The 17,294-nt window shown below is 41.8% G+C and carries 18 protein-coding genes; 9 read left to right on the forward strand and 9 right to left on the reverse strand.

Going from position 1 to position 17,294, the window contains the following annotated elements:
• The 4 genes from ABIX36_RS00715 to ABIX36_RS00730 form a co-directional block, all read left to right on the forward strand.
• Positions 1–191 (forward strand): hypothetical protein (locus tag ABIX36_RS00715; protein WP_348080247.1); only part of this gene is annotated, 191 nt, incomplete at its 5' end.
• Positions 192–206: 15 nt separating this feature from the next.
• A complete protein-coding gene (locus ABIX36_RS00720; protein WP_348080248.1) occupies positions 207–563 on the forward strand; it encodes a helix-turn-helix transcriptional regulator in 357 nt (118 codons plus the stop codon).
• A 29-nt stretch (positions 564–592) separates the two neighbouring features.
• Entirely contained in the window at positions 593–1,438 is an 846-nt protein-coding gene (locus tag ABIX36_RS00725) for an AraC family transcriptional regulator (RefSeq protein ID WP_348080249.1), read from the forward strand.
• 75 nt (positions 1,439–1,513) lie between these two features.
• The gene (locus ABIX36_RS00730) at positions 1,514–3,895 is read left to right on the forward strand and encodes a S41 family peptidase (protein WP_348080250.1); all 2,382 of its coding nucleotides are present in this window, start codon (positions 1,514–1,516) and stop codon (positions 3,893–3,895) included.
• Between the two features lie 74 nt (positions 3,896–3,969).
• Here the strand turns inward: ABIX36_RS00730 and ABIX36_RS00735 are convergent, their stop codons facing one another.
• From ABIX36_RS00735 to ABIX36_RS00770, 8 genes are all read right to left on the reverse strand, one after another.
• Complete coding sequence (locus tag ABIX36_RS00735; RefSeq protein WP_348080251.1) at positions 3,970–4,497, reverse strand: hypothetical protein; 528 nt, start codon at positions 4,495–4,497, stop codon at positions 3,970–3,972.
• Complete coding sequence (locus ABIX36_RS00740; RefSeq protein ID WP_348080252.1) at positions 4,494–5,480, reverse strand: relaxase/mobilization nuclease domain-containing protein; 987 nt, start codon at positions 5,478–5,480, stop codon at positions 4,494–4,496. Before ABIX36_RS00740 ends, ABIX36_RS00735 begins: the two co-directional genes overlap by 4 nt.
• Positions 5,455–5,859, reverse strand: coding sequence for a plasmid mobilization relaxosome protein MobC (gene mobC / locus ABIX36_RS00745; RefSeq protein WP_348080253.1), 405 nt, complete (start codon positions 5,857–5,859; stop codon positions 5,455–5,457). The genes ABIX36_RS00740 and mobC overlap by 26 nt, the downstream gene beginning before the upstream one ends.
• Positions 5,860–6,078: 219 nt before the next feature.
• The gene (locus ABIX36_RS00750) at positions 6,079–7,023 is read right to left on the reverse strand and encodes a toprim domain-containing protein (protein WP_348080254.1); all 945 of its coding nucleotides are present in this window, start codon (positions 7,021–7,023) and stop codon (positions 6,079–6,081) included.
• A gap of 218 nt (positions 7,024–7,241) precedes the next feature.
• Positions 7,242–8,441, reverse strand: a complete 1,200-nt coding sequence (locus ABIX36_RS00755) for a primase-helicase family protein (RefSeq protein ID WP_348080255.1) — start codon at positions 8,439–8,441, stop codon at positions 7,242–7,244.
• Between the two features lie 8 nt (positions 8,442–8,449).
• Positions 8,450–8,797 carry a hypothetical protein gene (locus tag ABIX36_RS00760; RefSeq protein WP_348080256.1) on the reverse strand — a complete coding sequence of 116 codons (348 nt, stop codon included), beginning with the start codon at positions 8,795–8,797 and terminating at the stop codon, positions 8,450–8,452.
• Between the two features lie 129 nt (positions 8,798–8,926).
• On the reverse strand, positions 8,927–9,880 hold the full coding sequence (locus tag ABIX36_RS00765) for a hypothetical protein (RefSeq protein WP_348080257.1): 954 nt from the start codon (positions 9,878–9,880) through the stop codon (positions 8,927–8,929).
• Between the two features lie 2 nt (positions 9,881–9,882).
• Positions 9,883–10,959, reverse strand: a complete 1,077-nt coding sequence (locus ABIX36_RS00770) for a site-specific integrase (protein ID WP_348080258.1) — start codon at positions 10,957–10,959, stop codon at positions 9,883–9,885.
• 199 nt (positions 10,960–11,158) lie between these two features.
• On the opposite strand from ABIX36_RS00770, the gene hemW reads away from it, so the two are divergent.
• From hemW to ABIX36_RS00785, 3 genes are all read left to right on the forward strand, one after another.
• Entirely contained in the window at positions 11,159–12,295 is a 1,137-nt protein-coding gene (gene hemW / locus ABIX36_RS00775; RefSeq protein WP_348080259.1) for a radical SAM family heme chaperone HemW, read from the forward strand.
• A gap of 128 nt (positions 12,296–12,423) precedes the next feature.
• On the forward strand, positions 12,424–12,972 hold the full coding sequence (locus ABIX36_RS00780) for a fasciclin domain-containing protein (protein ID WP_348080260.1): 549 nt from the start codon (positions 12,424–12,426) through the stop codon (positions 12,970–12,972).
• A 227-nt stretch (positions 12,973–13,199) separates the two neighbouring features.
• Positions 13,200–14,081, forward strand: a complete 882-nt coding sequence (locus ABIX36_RS00785; protein ID WP_348080261.1) for a cupin-like domain-containing protein — start codon at positions 13,200–13,202, stop codon at positions 14,079–14,081.
• A 200-nt stretch (positions 14,082–14,281) separates the two neighbouring features.
• Here ABIX36_RS00785 and ABIX36_RS00790 read toward each other — a convergent pair whose 3' ends face one another.
• Positions 14,282–14,710 carry a nuclear transport factor 2 family protein gene (locus ABIX36_RS00790; protein WP_348080262.1) on the reverse strand — a complete coding sequence of 143 codons (429 nt, stop codon included), beginning with the start codon at positions 14,708–14,710 and terminating at the stop codon, positions 14,282–14,284.
• Positions 14,711–14,947: 237 nt separating this feature from the next.
• Here ABIX36_RS00790 and ABIX36_RS00795 point away from each other — a divergent pair, with 237 nt between their 5' ends.
• Together ABIX36_RS00795 and ABIX36_RS00800 are read left to right on the forward strand one after the other, a co-directional pair.
• Positions 14,948–15,823 carry a carbohydrate kinase gene (locus tag ABIX36_RS00795; protein WP_348080263.1) on the forward strand — a complete coding sequence of 292 codons (876 nt, stop codon included), beginning with the start codon at positions 14,948–14,950 and terminating at the stop codon, positions 15,821–15,823.
• Positions 15,820–17,004 carry a hypothetical protein gene (locus tag ABIX36_RS00800; protein WP_348080264.1) on the forward strand — a complete coding sequence of 395 codons (1,185 nt, stop codon included), beginning with the start codon at positions 15,820–15,822 and terminating at the stop codon, positions 17,002–17,004. Before ABIX36_RS00795 ends, ABIX36_RS00800 begins: the two co-directional genes overlap by 4 nt.
• Positions 17,005–17,294: the final 290 nt, after the last annotated feature.

Consider the following 17,294-nt stretch of genomic DNA (forward strand, 5'->3'; position numbering starts at 1 on the left):
AAAAATCACTAAGTTTACTGCAAATCACACTGCTTAGTGATGATGGAGCTTTGACTGCTCGTTTACACCTTAAAATGCTGGCCCCTTTTGCAGCGGAATGGTGGTATACTTTCCCCGGAATAATCACCGTACCGAACCATAAGCGATTGTACTTTACAATAAAGCTGTTGTTTTGTACATTTACATTTTAACAATATATTTGACTTATGGCAGAACCAACCTTACATATCGGCAGAAAAATCAGTAAGATCCGTGAGTTGCGAGGAATGAAGCAAGAAACGTTGGCAACTGAATTGGGCATAAGTCAGCAGGCTATTTCTAAAATTGAGCAAAGTGCTGAAGTTGAAGAAGACGCTCTTATTAAAATTTCAAAGGTATTAGGAGTAACAGTTGAAGGCTTGAAGCATTTTACTGAGGATTCCGTATTTAATAACATTAATAACTTCCACGATAATTCGATCCAAAATAACTTCAATCCTATCGAAAAAGTAATTGAACTCTATGAACGTTTACTTCAAAGTGAGCGTGAAAAGATTGAATTTTTAACAGGTAAAAAGGGTTAATTAGATTAGGATTGTGTAATTATTGACTTATGATGCAAACTCAGATTGTAAATGTACAACATCCACTTTTAAGTCGTTTTATTCAATCATTTATATTCTTTACCGCAGATAATCAACAATCAATAGAATATAGTACTTTCCCTAATACTAACTTATGTTTGGCAATTTATTTTAATAACGCAATTTCTTATTGCAATACTAATGCGCAGAACATTTGTGAAATAAATACCGGTTTATCACTTTATAAAAGTCGATTGTATGGATTTCACAAGCAACCATTCGAGGTGAAAATCAACGGTAGTTTAGATCAAATATGCATTTTGTTTCACCCCGGGGCTTTAAGAGCATTTACAAATGTTCCTTATGATGACCTGCTTAAAAGTGACAATGCATTCGACTTGATTTTCTCTCCCTCTAATCTTTCGCTACTTGAACGAATTTTCAACTATATTGACGTTAATCGAAGAGCCCATCTTTTAGAATCTTTTCTCATTGACCAAGTCAGGCCTGAAAGGTTGAACCCCAAAACTCACGCGGCCTTAACTGTGGCAACTGATTTATCCGTTGAGTTGTTGACGGTAGGGCACATTTCAAATAAATGTAATATCGATCCGTCAACGCTTTATAGACTATTCTACTCAAACATTGGCCAAAGCCCAAAATCTTTTCTTCAGACTATGCGCTTTCGACGAGCATTAAAACCCGTACTGTATGCAGGAAAAGAGCAGTTAACCAACATCGCTTATTCAAATGCTTACTATGACCAGGCTCATTTCAACAAGGAGATCAAAAGCCTGTCAGGTTTTAGCCCCAACCAGCTAAGGAAAATTGCCCGCCTGGAGCAAAGGCAACTCGCTTGGGTATATAAAAGCTAAAAACAAATACTGCAAGATTTTTACAATTTTAAGTAGTTTTAAGATGATACTTTTGGCCGTTTAAGTATCTTTTGTATGAATTCCATCCGCTATTTCAAACGATTTAATGCATTTTGGTTGTTATTAATTAGTCACTTTTTACCAATAAAAGTAATTTGCCAAGATAGAATAATCAATAGTACAACCAGCGCCGTCGAGTTAGAAAGAATTGCTGATTATGGTAAAATTTGGGGCGTTGTCAATTATTTCCATCCAGAAATGGGAAAGGGAAGAGTAAATGGGGATAGTCTGTTTTTAAAAAATATTGATTTACTTGGCTATAACCCATCTGCCTCCAATTTTAAAGAAAGCATCTCCGCTATGTTAGCGGAACTCAACGATCCGAAAACTAAGATCGTGGAACCAAGTCTCTTGGAAAGCAAAACTGTAAATATATCAAGAACAGCATTTTATCGTTCGTCTTTACCAGGTAAGAAATTATATTTGGCTGTACCTCAGAATGTTTTTACAAAACTGCTGACGGCCGATTCAGTATTAAGTAACGTCCAAGAAAAGGATATCTTAATCGACTTAAGAAACAATCAAATTAATAATGATCTTGGATTAAAACAATATGCTTTTTTCGTACAGCCTCTCATCGCCGGTATAATAAAAAGTACGATGATTCTTCCTACAGAAAGAACTTTCTTTTATAAAGGCCTAATGAGGGAGGATTTTCCTCAGGATATTAATCTTTTTGATCCGGATAAGGATGGAAATGTAACACATTTACAGGTACATAACGGATTTAGAAATATTTCCGAAGGAGCTTATTTGCTTGCTAATCCGACTAAAGATTTCAGTAATCACAATTATTGCTTTATCATCAATAAATATGTAAATATTAACTCTGTTAAAGCTTTGATGGCTTTACGTAACCGGCATCTTTGCCATATTGTTTTTGATGGAGTGCCGCCGGATTATTTATACGGAACATTTTATAGTATGAATTTGTCTGACAATCTCAATGCAAAGATCAGGGTCTCGGAAGTTATTTACGAAGATGGAACTGTTGGCACCAAAGCAGATCACGTTACTCAGAGCACATTAGATACGACGCTAAACTCTCCTTTGATAAAAAGTGCTGTAGAAGTCTTAACGACAAATTTCAATGAGTTAAGTGATAAGCATATCGAGAATACTGTTTTTATCCGCAAGCCGGTTAATACTTATTCAACAATGGGAACGCCGGATACCAAACTAAGGTTATTAGGACTTTTTAACTTCTGGAATGTGATCCATTTTTTCTCTCCAAATAAAAATCTCATTTCCGTTGATTGGGATAAAGCTCTGCCTTATTTTATATCAAAGTTTTTATTATCAAATTCCGACGAAAAGTACTTCTTCTCTTTAATGGAACTTACAGCATCGATCAAGGACGGACATGGCATATTACTGAACACAAAGACAGGTCGTTCCCCTAAAAACATTATGGATGGGAATTTACCGTTTGCCTGTGATATGATTAAAGGTAAAGTTTATATTACTTCCATTATGCCTGATACTTTGCAGAACATTGCATTATCAAAATTAAAATACGGAGATGAGATAATCGCAATTGATTCAGTCCCTGTGAAAACAATCATCAAAAAATGGGGGAAATTACTTGTCGCGTCTAACAATGCAGGCTTTAATCGAGAATTTTATGCCACCTGGTTTACTGCAGGTCAAGTTGGTAAAAGTGCTACCATTTCGGTATCAAGAAACGGTCAGAAGAAGGATATAATTCTAAAAAGAATAAAAAGGGACGATTATTATAATCTTTGGGGAAAGGTGATCCGTACACCTATCATTCCCTCATTTTATCCTCCATATTGCAAAGTGCTGAATGGAAACATAGGTTATATGCGTTTGAATAGGATTTATACCAGTCAATTAGATAGTCTTGCCAATTTATTAAAGAACTGTAAGAAGATCATCATTGATGCCCGTGGTTATCCAAGAGATGCAAATATTGGAACCGAACTTGCCGCCTATATAGCTAAAAAAACAGATACAGTTTCTTATGATAAGTTCCCTTTCGTCACTGGGCCGGATGTGATTAAAAACCAAACGCTCATAGACTATTCCGTAATTGAAGCCAATTCAAATTTAAATTTGAAGCATCAAAAATATTATATACTTGCCGATGAAGGCAATCAAAGCCAGAGCGAATGGAATATCATTGCGCTTCAGGGTGTCACTAACGCCACCACAATAGGCCGCACAACTGCTGGTGCAAACGGAATGGCGGTAACTATAGTGTTACCGGGTGACTATATCACTTTCTTCTCCGGGTTCGGCGAATATTATATGGATAATACATCCAACCAGAAGAATGGAATCAAGATCGACATCCAAATAGAAAAAACCCTTAAAGGTGCAATTAGGGGTGAAGATGAAATTTTAACTAAAGCCTTGAGTATAGTTCAAAAGTAAATTATTATGAAATGTATAAGTGCGCCTTCCTCATGAACAATTTTTAGCTTCCGTCAATCAAAATTGCACTATTGTCATTTATTATCTGCTGTTTTAGCGTAGGCAGTATCCATTATAGACAAGGTTCTTTTTTTTGCTTTCTGCTTTAAATAAATCCAAGCCCGTTGGTAGTGGGCCGACTGTTGATTTTCCTTATGTTGGCCGTAGGCATCAATTGCTTTGCCGCCTAAAGAATATAAGTAGGTTATAACGACCAAGCATATACCCCAGGGAATAAGCCTGCCAAATACTATTTTATAGTACTGCCCCTGATTGGTTTCGGGGAACAATAAAATGCGTAATTGTTTAGTTGCAGATGTTGGCACCTTGCTCAATTTTTCATAGATCTGTTTAAGCAAGGTCAATTCGTTATTCCGTTTGATGTTCTGCTTAATTTCCCTTACTTCTGTAAGTAAAATATCAATCGCAACTGAATAATCTGGGACTGGATTTTCGAAAATTTTTGCTACCTGCTTTTCCATCTCTGTATTCTTTTTGACAAGGCTGTCTACAATCTCGTCGTTGCTATCCATCCTTTGGTTTAGTTCATCTATCTCTTTCATCTTGATATTCCTCTGCTTTGTTGTTGTTCATTTTTCTTTCGGCGTTTTCTTTCCGGGCTATCGTCATCGTCGGCTATATTACCAAGCAAGCCACCTAATAAATCTGCTCCTACTGATAGTGATTGTCGTAAATAATGGGTTTCCGGTTCCGGCTTTAAATAAGTAACCTGTTCGGTCGTTTGCTGACTTTCTCTTTCCTGCTTTGCGTTTTCCATTACTTCCCTTAGCTGATCTGCCAAACTCTTTTCCAGTTTAGCCAGCTGTTGCTCTATTGCCTGGCTAAGCTTTGCATAACTTAAACTGCGGTCGATCTCTGAACCTTTGAATTTGTAATCGCCTTTGCTGAAACTAATGCCCTGCACCTCTGTAGTGCCGCTCTTGTATTTCAAATGGGTAACAATACCCTGCTTAGCCAATACCTGCTTTAGCTCATTGATATTTTTTACTTTTTTGCTGGCCGCCCTGATGGCATCAAATAATTCATATTTGATTTTATCCTCGCCTTTGAGCTGCTGCCGGTTAACCCGCTCTTTATCTGGTGACATGTAAAGGCCATGCTTTAAGGTAAGCTCCTTTGCTACCAGAACATTCCGTTGCTTTTGAAAGTTATCGGTTATGGTTTTGCCATTGTTGCTCACCCGGTTGTAAACAATGTGTATATGGGGATGATCTTTATCCCGATGCTTAACAATTAAGTATTGCGTATCCTGTATTTTCATTCTTTGCAGGTACTCCTTAGCGATATTTACCATTACCTCATCGTTTAACTTAGCTGCATCGTTTACACTCCAGCTTAAAGCAATATGGCCGACCGCCTTTCCTAAATTTGGATTGTACTTTCGTTGCAGGTTAAAATCGTTGATGATTTGATTAACCTCCTGCATTCTTACGCCTGCCGCATCCAGTACCGTTGCATCATTTTTTTGCACCACATATCGAATACATCCGCCAAAGCTTCTACCCGTTATCACTTTCCCTATCATGGTTATTGAGGCGTTTTAAAGTAATATCTATCTCGTTCAAAATCTTACTGCAATCCCTTGCTACCGTTAATAGTCCAAGTTGATGCGCAAGCTTGGTTAGCTGATTGAGATTGTTGGCCAATTCGGCAAGCATCCAAAGGATGCGCCGCTCGTCGTCCGTTAATCTCGGAACCACCTTAGCGCTTTTTGCTGCTGCCCTTATCCAACTGCTTGATCGCATGCCTGCGGTTTTCGCTTTACTGTCGATATAAAAGCGCTCGGTCGCTGTCATCCTGATGCGAATAATTAACTCCCGTTTTACCCTTTTCTTTGGTGCGCCACCCTTGTTTTTTGACTGGGTTAGCTGTTGCTTATTAGTTGTCTTTACTGTTGCTTCCATCGGTTACCTCCTTACTCTTTCTTCCATTTTTTCCTTTTGCAACCATCGGGCGCAAAAGGCAAGTTTGCCCGGTGCCGACAGGTATCCGGGATGTTTTTGTGGCAACAAAAACACAAACTTGCTCCTTACAGCGGATAAAAAACGGCCATTGGCCGTTCGCCCTTTATATAGATATACATCTATACCGCAAGCGGTATTTTGCTGGTGAAAAAAAGCGGTTTACCGCCCAATTCCCAGCCCCCTTTCTTCAGGCGCTTCGCGCCTGATCTGCGCTTGCAAAGCGCCTCTTTGTTGGGCACTCAGGTATTCATTCACATCGTTATAGCCTTTGTAAAACTCGCTGGCATCGATGCCGTTGATACCTGCTTGTCTCAACTTTTCTGCGGCGGTTTGTCCGGCCTTGTCGTTGTTTAAAAACAGAAATACATCTTTGTAACTTTTCAATATTTCGATGCTCCGCCCAATCAGGGCGACTGAATTAAGGATGATCACATCGGTTTCGGGCCTGCGCAATTGCTTCAATTCTAATAGTGACAAAAAGTCCATGAAACCTTCAATTACGCAAACCGCTTGCGTGCCGTTGTGATTCTTAAGTATGGTGATATCCTTTGGCGAGGACGAGCCTTTAAACCAGTCATTACGCAATTCGTAACCGCCGGAGCGGTTCGCAAAACCGATAGCATTATAATTCTTACCTGCGATGGCAAAGCGAACTTCTTTACAATATGCTTTTGCCAGTGGCTGACTGATACTTCTTTTTTTGATATAGGCCACCATCGCCGGGGTTTGAAGTTCCGTTACGTCCAGTATTTCGATATTATTTTCTTTGGCAGCCGGAGATTTTGGTCTGGGTGTAAAAGTTATTATCATTTTCGCATCAGGAGAAAGATGGGTATAGCCGCTGCTCAGCAACGGCAAAAAATCCTTTACGCTGCATTTGTATAACCGGATACCCAAATCAATCATATTACCGCCCTCACCTATGCCGAAGTCAAACCAGGCATTGAGCCGGGTGTTAACCTTAAAAGAGGCGTGACTTTCTTCGTGTAATGGTGAGAGGTACCAATAGTTATTGCCCCGAATATATTGTGGTTGGTAACCGCATTTTGCCAAGTATTCGATGATCGGGATTTGCCGGGCTTCACCGCAACTCAATGTTCTCATACGCTTTAGTGTTTATTTTTGATGATTTGATGAAATCATCGCTTAATATTCTGTTGTTCAATTAGTTAACTCATCATCATTTATTCATCAAATTTGTCATCAAATCATTTTGGTTGTTTTTTCTTTCGTCAGCAATTGGCGTTGATGATACTTTGATGAAGTTTTGATGATTATATCTTTTTGATTATCAATAAATTACATTATCTATCATCAAATCATCAGGAGTCGTTGATCTTTTCAATCGCTTTGATACTCATGTTAAAGTAGCGGCCTTTCTGTGTGCTCTCATAGATAGTACCGTCCAGCCCAATCTTGTACTGATTATAGGAGTTGGAATTGGCAGCCGGTTTCAGGTTCCACACGTTCTGTAGTACCCTGCGGATGGCGGTTGTATCATGGTTGCGAAAACCTTTTTTATTCAGCCAGTCTTGTACGTCGCCCACACAGAATTTGACTTCCTCCACTTCCTTTACGTCCGCAATTGTCAATAGTAACGCTGCAATCTCCATCTCCAATTTGTTACGGTTCTGCCGGATGACTTTTTTGAGGGCAGGTGTAGCGATCTGCTGCGGGGTAAACCACATTCGGCTTTGTTTCGGTGAGGATAGCTTCCTCCCTGTCAGGTAGTGAATAAGTAAAGGGATTTCTCTTTTAAGAGAGGTCAATAATCCCTGATCTTCCTTTTCCAGTACCGGTATCTTACGTATCCAGTACCGGGTTTCGCCGGGGTCAACCAGTACAAAATTGTCCTCGTTATTACTGCATAAAATGAACTTGCCGAAAAATTCGATTTCCTGTCTGTCCTGTCCTTTGGCCTCGGATTTGTAGAATGTGGCAGTACTTAGATTTTTCAGGCGCTCGGAGTCTTCCCGGCGTTCCAAAAAAGTTTCATCCACTCCTATGATGACCTTATGCGCCCATTCTGCGTTAAAGTTTGAACGAAAGTCCTCGTTTGTATTGATAGTCATGTTATCCCCGAAAACCGCTTTCAGCAGGTTTAAAAAAGTGGTCTTGCCTGTATTCCGCTCGGTACTGACCAGGCAAAGGATGGGCAGCATCTGCATCGGCATTTCGAGCAGGATTTTTAAATAATCCAAACCATATTCGAGCTGGTCGCCGAAAATATGGCCCAGGTAGGCCAGCGTCCGTTCCGGCTGTCCAATCTTCGGAAGATGTATAAATGGATGATACCGATTATAAAAATTGCCGATAAAACGCTGGTAATGCAGGTGTGAGGGTACAAAGCAAAAGCCATCGTACTTCGGTATGCCGGACAAATAGCTCCTGCCGTGATCTTGCTTGATGCATTCTTCTGACCAGGGCAAGAGCAATGTCATGTGGTCGCCGGAAGCCAGCGGCTTTTGTACGATTTTGTAATAAGCCGTGCCAATGCGGAGATAAGGATATTCCTGTTCCATATTTCTCCTTATTTTCTGCGCAAACGGCGTTTAAAAACAAAATTTTCTGCTTTCTCGGCTATTTCTGTGTCGGTTAGCCTTTTATGGGACATCAGCCAGCTAACGATCTCCTTTTTAGAGAACCTGACACCCCCATTAGGAAGAACAATGCAGGGAATCGTTCCTGCGGATTTTAACTGGTAAAGGGTTTGGCGTGCGTAACCTGTAGTTTTCTCTGCTACCTCATAGCCTCCTATTTCATCTTCGTCACTCGGTACCGGTAGTGGTGCGGGCAAAGCTGTTGCGGATTCTTTTAAAATGGTCAACAGATCTGATACTTTAAGATCTATTACCCTGGTGTTTTCGTTGATATTCATTCGACCTCCGTTTTGATTAACGGAAGCAAAAAAATAGAACAAAATAGACCTATACGACCGATTGGGCGGTATCGTACGAACGTACTTTATATCAGAATTGGATACATTATGGAGTTCTATCCAAAACGCTTATTCTTTTAGGATTGATTTATATACTTCGACATAATCGTCGGGTAAGGTTTTAAATCTTTCATTCTCCAATACAACAAGACCTTTGTTTTGACCGATCATAAAAACGGAATGCAATAATCCTCTGTGGCTCTTTTTCAAAATATCCTCCGAAAGTATTTTGCGGTCTTTAATGCAATATTTAAGGAAACCTGCCAACGTTTTGTCCGGCGCACCGTTACGAATAATTTCGGTAAGCTCTATTTTTCCCTGCTCATTATATTTAAAAAGTGGCCCGCTTTTACTGTACCTGTTCAGGTCATCTATTAATTTTTTAAATGCCATTTCCTTTTCTTCTGCTGTTTTACCTTGCCGCCAAAAATCATAGAATGTCTGCGGTTTACGCAATAATTCAAAATCCCCCTTGTCTATCTGACCAAGTGCAGAAAGTTGTTTTTGCCAGTCTTTGCTCCAAAACAGATAGAAAACCGCGTCAATATTTTTCTTGTTTCCGACCGGAAAAATCTGACCAATCAAGACGTAGCCGATAAAACAGGTAATAATAAACCCCAAAAGACTTATAGCAACAAAATACGTACCTTTAGAATAGACACCGAAACCCAAAAACAAAAGGCCGATCAACAAAAATGACAGGCCATAGAAAATCATCAGCAGGTAGTGAAAAACACTTATATTGATATAAAACAAGCGAAGCTTGTTAACCTCTATCTGGTCAAGACCCTCAAAAGTACCCTTAACTTGCAATAAACGCTCCTGTGTCGGCAAATGATGAAAACGGCCACTAAGTTCATCCTGCCAGTTTTTAAAACTTACCGATAAAAATAATTGGACGGGCAATAGCCAAACGCCTAATACGCCAAAGGTAATAATCAGCGGTAAGCGTATTCCCGGAACCAAAAGGTAGACCAGGGTAAACGCTATTACTAAACCGATTTCAAAAAAAACCTTTTTCATATTCAAAGTTTAGGAAATTTCAACATTTCGTTTCGTTTTTTTTCGTCAACGATTTTAGCATAGATTTGGGTCATTTCAATTTTACTGTGTCCCAGCAGTTCTTTCATGGTATATATATCGATTCCAAAAGTAAGGCCAATGGTTGCAAAAGTGTGCCGGGCAGCATGGAAATGGAGGTTTTTTTTCAGACCGGCTTCCAATGCCCAGAATTTTAAGTAAACATTCACCACCTGGCTTGTAGGTAGATCCCAAAATACTTTTTTATTTGTAGGATGCTTAACGACTTTTTCAATAATCACTTTTGCTTCATCGGCCAGCGGTACGGTAACAATTTTCTTCGTCGTTTTTGCTGGTCGAAAAATAAGTTGATCGTTAACAATTTCATCATAATGCAATTTCTTAACATCCGAAAACCGCAACCCTGTAAAACAAGAAAATATAAAGGCCTCCCTGATCTGGCTATTACCTCTTTTAGGAAAGTAATTGGCTAAGGTTCTTACTTCCTCAATAGTGAGCGTGGTGCGCTCTGAGTCTTCCTCCTCGATAATCTTAAAACTACCAAAAGGAGAAGTTTGAATAATCCCTTTAATTACCAGTTTATTGAAATGCTGCCTGAACACGGACATGTAGGCATTAGTTGTATTTCTGCTAACCTGATTAAGCAGGTAACTCTGAAACTTATCTAAAAATTCTTCATCTAGTTCCTGGAATAATATGGTTCGTTTGGGGCAATACTTTCCAAGATGAATGATCAAGCATTCTAGTTTATAATTAAATTTCTTTGCAAGACATTGATCAAGATAGTCCTGGAGATAATAATTGATCTTGGCAGGTTGCTTATAGCCATGCTCCGAGAAATTCAGTTCGTCCTCTCTTTTATTACGAAGTGCCTTAATAATCTTCAATTTTTCTTTATCAGGCTCGCTAACACGGCTTGCTGCATCAGAATAGTCTTTATCTACATAAATCTTAAGAAACTCGTAATTGCGTTTACCTTTACCCTCACCGGTATTGGAATAGACATCCAAATAAGCACTAAATTTGCCTGTGCTTAGCTTTTTGTATCTAATAGTTACCATGACTTATTAATTACTGTTTATTTGTTACTTTTGTTACTCGTCAAACCTGAATAGTAACACATGAGTAACAAAAGTAACATAAAATAGAATAAAAAACAAAAGATTAAGAAAGCCGTTAAAACAATTTTAACATTGATAATCAATACATTAACATCATTAACCTATCCCATTTTTTTCGGGATTATATACTCTTAAAAACATGGCCGGCATCTACCTCCACATTCCCTTCTGTAAACAAGCCTGCCATTACTGCGATTTTCATTTCAGTACTTCGCTGAGGTATAAAGATGAGATGCTGCAGGCCTTGCTGAAAGAAATAGCCCTGCAAAAGCATTACTTATTGGGCGAAACCATCGAAACCATTTACTTTGGAGGAGGCACACCTTCGGTTTTAGAACCCGCCGAGATCAATCAGCTGATAGATGCCATAACCCAAACGCATACCGTGGCTACCGGCGCCGAAATAACCATGGAGGCCAACCCCGACGACCTTAGCAACCAAAAGCTGGCGGGCTTAAGGGCAACGCCTGTTAACCGTTTCAGCATAGGCATCCAGTCTTTTTTTGATGAGGATCTGCTTTGGATGAACCGCGTACACCGTGCTGCGGAAGCAGAAGCATCGGTAAAGCGAGCGCAGGACGCGGGGTTTGAAAACATCACCGTCGACCTGATCTATGGCTACCCTTTACTGAGCGATACCAAATGGAAGCACAACCTAAACAAGGTTTTTGAACTGGATGTACCGCACATTTCTGCCTACAGCATGACAGTGGAACCCCAAACCGCCCTTGCCGCTTTCATCAGCAAAAAAAAGCAACCGCCCATGAGCGAGCAGCAAAGCGCCGAACAATTTATACTGATGACGGATGCCATGCAAGCCAACGGTTTCGAGCAGTATGAGATCTCTAACTTTTGCAAGCCCGGGCATTATTCGCGCCATAACTCCAACTACTGGCGGGGCGTAAAATACATCGGACTTGGACCATCGGCACACTCCTTTAATGGCGACACGCGCCAATGGAACATGGCCAACAATGCCAAATATATCGCATCTGTTTTAGGAGAGAATACGGTACCCGCCGAGGTAGAATTACTGAGCGAAACCAACCGGCTAAACGAGTATATCATGACCTCCCTCCGCACTACCTGGGGACTTGATCTGGATAAGCTGAACCATATTGCCAATGGAGCCGCAACGGAATTATTGAAGGTAGTCCACTCTTATGTTGACGAGGGCAGTATTATACAAACCGATAACACGCTCACCCTTACCCCCCAGGGCAAGCTCTATGCCGACAATATAGCCGCGGCGCTATTTTTCGACGAGCGTACGTAATTTCGGGGTAGCAGGTATCAAACTTTCTTATCCTTTTTTGTTGTAACAACATGAACGCCAAATAAAACCGCAGCTAAGCTTCCGGCGTATCTCCCTGTACATTACTTAAAAACATAATACATCTACCTATGAAAAAAATTATTATCGCGGCATTTGCTTTAGCAGTTATCGCATTTGCCCCTAACACTTACGCGCAAACTAAAATGGTGGGCGGCGCAGCTATGTATCCAACCAAAAACATTGTAGCTAATGCTGTAAACTCCAAGGACCACACTACACTGGTGGCTGCTGTTAAGGCTGCGGGTTTAGTGCCAACCTTACAATCTGCCGGGCCGTTTACGGTATTTGCGCCAACAAATGCGGCTTTCGACAAACTACCTGCCGGCACGGTTGATATGCTGGTAAAACCCGAGAACAAAGCCGCGCTAACAAAAATTTTAACTTACCACGTAGTAGCGGGTAAAGTAAGTTCTGCCGACCTGATGGCTAAAATTAAAGCAGGCGGCGGCAAAGCCGAACTAAACACCGTTAGCGGCGGCATTTTAACCGCGATGGCCAATGGCAAAAAGATTTACCTGGTTGACGAAAAAGGCGGAAAATCATGGGTAACCATTGCCGATGTTAACCAAAGCAACGGCGTTATCCACGTAGTGAATACTGTGTTGATGCCGAATTAGTTTGTGAGTTGTGAATAGAGGATGGTGAGTGGTTTTAAACTGCTCGCCATTTTTTTATTTATTTGTATACTGCCCAATCTATCGTTTTACGCCCCTTAAACAGCAATAACTTTACATAATTTTAACGCGTTTTTAACCAGGCACGGATTTTTATTTTGTTATTTTGCTAAATTCGGGTGAACTATTGCGTTATAGCTTAATAGTTAATTAACCCGACACGTTACGATATGAGTTTTATCCTTTCCCCTATAGATACTGTTGATACCATTTCTCCTGAAGATTTTCGCGAGAATTATCTGAAGCCGCGCCGTCCACTGGTGATCAAAGGCCTTACTAAAAGCTGGCCCGCCCGCGAGAAGTGGACGCCCGAATACCTGAAAGAAGTAGTAGGTAAAAAGGTTGTGCCATTGTACGATAATTCCAAAGCCGATCCATCGAAACCCATCAACTCATCGGCAAAGGAAATGCCATTTGACGAGTATATCGACCTGATCCGCAGCACCCCTACCGAACTCCGCATCTTCTTTTTCAATATATTTAAACAGGCCCCGCAACTGCTGGACGACGTTATTTTACCGAAAGATCTGATGGGTGGCTTTCTGGAAAGTATGCCTGCCATGTTCTTCGGTGGTAGCAACTCAGTTACTTTTTTGCATTACGACATCGATCTGCCGCACATCTTCCATACCCATTTTGGCGGGCGCAAGCACGTGATATTGTTCGAAAATAAATGGAAGAAACGCCTGTATTGTATCCCCAACGCTACTTATGCGCTGGAGGATTATGATGTACAAAACCCCGATATAAAAAAATTCCCAGCCTTAGATGGCGTGGAAGGTACCGAAGTTTTCCTGGAACACGGAGACACCTTGTTTATGCCAACCGGCTATTGGCACTGGATGAAATATATTGATGGCTCCTACTCGCTTAGCTTGCGTGCCTGGGATGCATCTATCAGTCGCAAAGCTGCCAGCCTGTATAACCTCGCCATAAAAGGCGGTGTAGACAGCCTGCTAAAAATGGCCTTCAAAGAAAAATATGCCCACTACCGCGAAGCCCTCGCCATTAAATGGGCCGAGAAGGAACTGGCAGAGGGGAAGCCGTTTTAGGGTTTAATAAAGTTAAGATTTGACAACTTTTTAAAAGTTGTCAAATCTGTAGAGATAAGACTTCCCCCAAGAAAAAGCACGCACATCCTCATCAGCCTAAACGAGCTCCCTATCTATCCCTCGAAAGTAAGGTGCAGCATCGGTATGATCTTATCTCTTGATTCTTGTCTCTTGATTCTTGTCTCTTGATTCCTTGTGAATTAAGAGGTATGATCACACACTATCTTCCACACCCCATCTATCTTTCTAAACCATAGGGTAAAATACCCACCCGGCGCGTCTTTCTCTCGTTTAAGGCTCCAGGCACCCATTACAAAGGCATCCTTGTTGCCCAGCAATTCTATCTTATCCAGCCTAAAGGTGAGTTCGCCCATGGCGGCCTTATCGGGATAGCTTTTTTTGTAGTTATCCAGCGTAACTTGCCATCCGTAAGCCGGTCCCCGTTTGCCAATGAACATCAGCGAATCTGATTTCCAGTAGCCTTGCATAAAGCCCTCTATGTCGCCCTTGCTCCAGGCAATTTGCTGGTTGTGCATCAGGTTGGCGATGGCTTGTTTATCTTTATTTTGAGCGAAGCCCGCGTAAGCGATAAGCAGGAGGAGGCAAGAAAGGAGGATTTGCTTTTTCATAGTGACTAAGATAAACAGGATTTATGGATTTTGAGATCAACACGATGAAAATCCTGAGCATCCGGAAAATCAACACGCTATCAATCATTAATTCCTCTCGCCCCGTTAAATAATCGTGTTTATCCTTAAATCGTTAAACGGCAAAGCCCTCTTTAACACCAAACATCAATTAACCAGTTAAAAATCGTGTCAAAAATGTTTAGCTTTATACTTTCATCTTTCAGCTTAACCAATTTTATGAATAAACAGATCTTGTGCTTCGGCGAAGTTTTATGGGATGCCTTTGGCGATGTAAAAAAAGCGGGCGGAGCGCCTATGAACGTCGCGCGCCACCTGGTGCAGCAGGGCAACAATGTGCTGTTTGCCAGCAGCGTAGGCATCGATCCATCGGGCGTAGAGCTTACCGGTTTCCTGAAAGAGAACGGGCTGTACAGCGACCTGCTGCAGCGCGACGAAAACCTGCCTACCTGTGAAGTCACCGTTGAACTGGACGAAAACCACCAGGCCACCTACATTATCCCCAAGCCGGTATCCTGGGATAACATTGAGTTTACTGATGAACTACAAGTCGCGTTAAAAACCGTTGGCGGCATTGTTTTCGGTAGCCTTGCCTGCCGGGAAGAAGCAACTTTCGAAACTTTATTAAACGTGCTCGACGAGAGCGACGCACTGAAAATATTTGATGTAAACCTGCGCCCGCCGCATTATACCCTCAGCAAAATTGAAACGCTTGCCGCCCGTGCCGATGTTATAAAAATGAACGAGGAAGAAGCTGAACTGCTTATCCATGGCGGTAGCGGCGACCTTAAACAAATGATAACCGAATTTCAGAAGAAATTCCACACCCGTATCATCTGCGTTACCCGCGGGGCACAGGGTGCCATCATTTGGAACGATTATGAATTTTACGAGCACCCGGGCTATTGTGTAGACGTAGTGGATACCGTTGGTGCCGGCGACTCGTTCCTGGCCACATTCATCACCGGTTTGCTAAACGAAACACCCATGCAACCCCTGCTGGAGAAAGCCTGCGCCGTGGGTGCTTACGTTACCACACAGCGTGGTGCCAACCCGGTTTACAAAGTGGACGAAGTTGCAGCACAGTTTGCATGAAATATTTCCTGTTATTTATATTAACGCTGGGGCTTGGCCGTGTTTGCGGACAAGCAAGGTTGCCTTTAATAAAGGCAACATCCAAAAACGTGGCTATTAACGATGGCGGAGTGCTGGACAGAGAAGCCTGGACGCTTTCGCCAAATATTAAACTGGATGTTTTCACCGCCGAACGTACCCGTAAAACTAAATGGGTTACTTTTCGTACCGATATTGATTCCATCCGCGTAAAGGTAAAACCGGGCACGCGGTTCAATTTTGTAGTGCTGCTCAACGGAAAAGATTCTTGCTATACCCAAATTGCCAGCGCCATACGGCCGGAAATGCAACAAAGCCGCCCGGCAAAAACCGACACCATCCCTTTCACCTTAACGGCTTACAATGCCATCGCGGTAAAAACCATTATTAACAATACGGATACGCTCACCTTTCACTTTGATACCGGCTCCCGGAATTTCCGTATCACCAAAGATGCTATCCTTAACAAAACCAAACTATTGGCCAAACAGCCCGGTGTTTCGGCAGGCACAGCCGCCCCCAATTACAATAATTTAGCAAAGGTATTTAAACTGCAAATGGGCAACACGGTTTGGGCTAACCCCGATATATCGGCAACCACCCTTACCGCGCATGAAATGGATGGGCGTTTCGGCTGGAACCTGTTCGAAGGCAGGGCGATAGAAATTAATTACGATTTGCAGGTGCTGGTGATTCACTCGGGCCCTTTTAAAGCCCCGAAGGGATTTAGCCGCGCAAAGCTGGAAGTAATACATTCCTTTGTTACAGCCAGGGGCGCTTTCCAAATTGCAGGCAAGCCTTACCCCGGCAATTTTTTGTTTGATACCGGTGCCGACCAGGCCGCTATTTTAGATAGCGCATGGGCAAACAGGCAAAACTTTGCCAAGGAGTTGCCCCTCATCCGCTCTACCACTTTCAGCAACCCGCGCGGGGTAAAGTTCGAGATCAGGATAGTACGCTCGCCTGCGTTTACCATCAACGGGCTTACGTTAACCAATATCCCAACGGCTGTTTTGGGTAGCAGCAACCCGGCAGGTTTCGAGATAAATAATTTAGGCAACGACCTCCTGAAACGCTTTAACATGATATTGGATTTTAAACACGACGTGTTGTACCTGAAGCCAAATCATTTGTGGAAGATGAAGTATAGAGAGGATTCTTAGCGCGATGGCATTGTAGAGACGCGATACTTCGCGTCTGACGCTTTTGTTATATCGCCACCAATATACTAACACACTCCTCAACCCCTCTCAAAAGAGTAATAGCCTATCATTAGACAGACGGCTAACTCATAAGACGTTCCGCTGGAACGTTAGAGGGTTCTTTGGCATTTTCTACCCATAAAACATCCCGAAGGGATGAAGAAACAAAATCGTTCCGGAGGAACGTCTCATGGGTAGAAAAAATAACGGCAATTTTCACGTTCCAGCGGAACGTTTTATGAAATCTGTCT

Origin of the sequence: Mucilaginibacter sp. (assembly GCF_039925265.1) — a bacterium.
Taxonomy (GTDB): Bacteria; Bacteroidota; Bacteroidia; order Sphingobacteriales; family Sphingobacteriaceae; genus Mucilaginibacter.

What these genes read in the sequence shown, in the direction of transcription:
- ABIX36_RS00790 (WP_348080262.1), bottom strand. Translation starts at nt 14,710, where the DNA reads ATGAAAAAGCAAATCCTCCTTTCTTGCCTCCTCCTGCTTATCGCTTAC.
- hemW (WP_348080259.1), top strand. Translation starts at nt 11,159, where the DNA reads ATGGCCGGCATCTACCTCCACATTCCCTTCTGTAAACAAGCCTGCCAT.
- ABIX36_RS00720 (WP_348080248.1), top strand. Translation starts at nt 207, where the DNA reads ATGGCAGAACCAACCTTACATATCGGCAGAAAAATCAGTAAGATCCGT.
- ABIX36_RS00780 (WP_348080260.1), top strand. Translation starts at nt 12,424, where the DNA reads ATGAAAAAAATTATTATCGCGGCATTTGCTTTAGCAGTTATCGCATTT.
- ABIX36_RS00760 (WP_348080256.1), bottom strand. Translation starts at nt 8,797, where the DNA reads ATGAATATCAACGAAAACACCAGGGTAATAGATCTTAAAGTATCAGAT.
- ABIX36_RS00750 (WP_348080254.1), bottom strand. Translation starts at nt 7,023, where the DNA reads ATGAGAACATTGAGTTGCGGTGAAGCCCGGCAAATCCCGATCATCGAA.
- ABIX36_RS00800 (WP_348080264.1), top strand. Translation starts at nt 15,820, where the DNA reads ATGAAATATTTCCTGTTATTTATATTAACGCTGGGGCTTGGCCGTGTT.
- ABIX36_RS00735 (WP_348080251.1), bottom strand. Translation starts at nt 4,497, where the DNA reads ATGAAAGAGATAGATGAACTAAACCAAAGGATGGATAGCAACGACGAG.
- ABIX36_RS00765 (WP_348080257.1), bottom strand. Translation starts at nt 9,880, where the DNA reads ATGAAAAAGGTTTTTTTTGAAATCGGTTTAGTAATAGCGTTTACCCTG.
- ABIX36_RS00795 (WP_348080263.1), top strand. Translation starts at nt 14,948, where the DNA reads ATGAATAAACAGATCTTGTGCTTCGGCGAAGTTTTATGGGATGCCTTT.
- ABIX36_RS00755 (WP_348080255.1), bottom strand. Translation starts at nt 8,441, where the DNA reads ATGGAACAGGAATATCCTTATCTCCGCATTGGCACGGCTTATTACAAA.
- ABIX36_RS00770 (WP_348080258.1), bottom strand. Translation starts at nt 10,959, where the DNA reads ATGGTAACTATTAGATACAAAAAGCTAAGCACAGGCAAATTTAGTGCT.
- ABIX36_RS00740 (WP_348080252.1), bottom strand. Translation starts at nt 5,480, where the DNA reads ATGATAGGGAAAGTGATAACGGGTAGAAGCTTTGGCGGATGTATTCGA.
- ABIX36_RS00725 (WP_348080249.1), top strand. Translation starts at nt 593, where the DNA reads ATGATGCAAACTCAGATTGTAAATGTACAACATCCACTTTTAAGTCGT.
- ABIX36_RS00730 (WP_348080250.1), top strand. Translation starts at nt 1,514, where the DNA reads ATGAATTCCATCCGCTATTTCAAACGATTTAATGCATTTTGGTTGTTA.
- mobC (WP_348080253.1), bottom strand. Translation starts at nt 5,859, where the DNA reads ATGGAAGCAACAGTAAAGACAACTAATAAGCAACAGCTAACCCAGTCA.
- ABIX36_RS00785 (WP_348080261.1), top strand. Translation starts at nt 13,200, where the DNA reads ATGAGTTTTATCCTTTCCCCTATAGATACTGTTGATACCATTTCTCCT.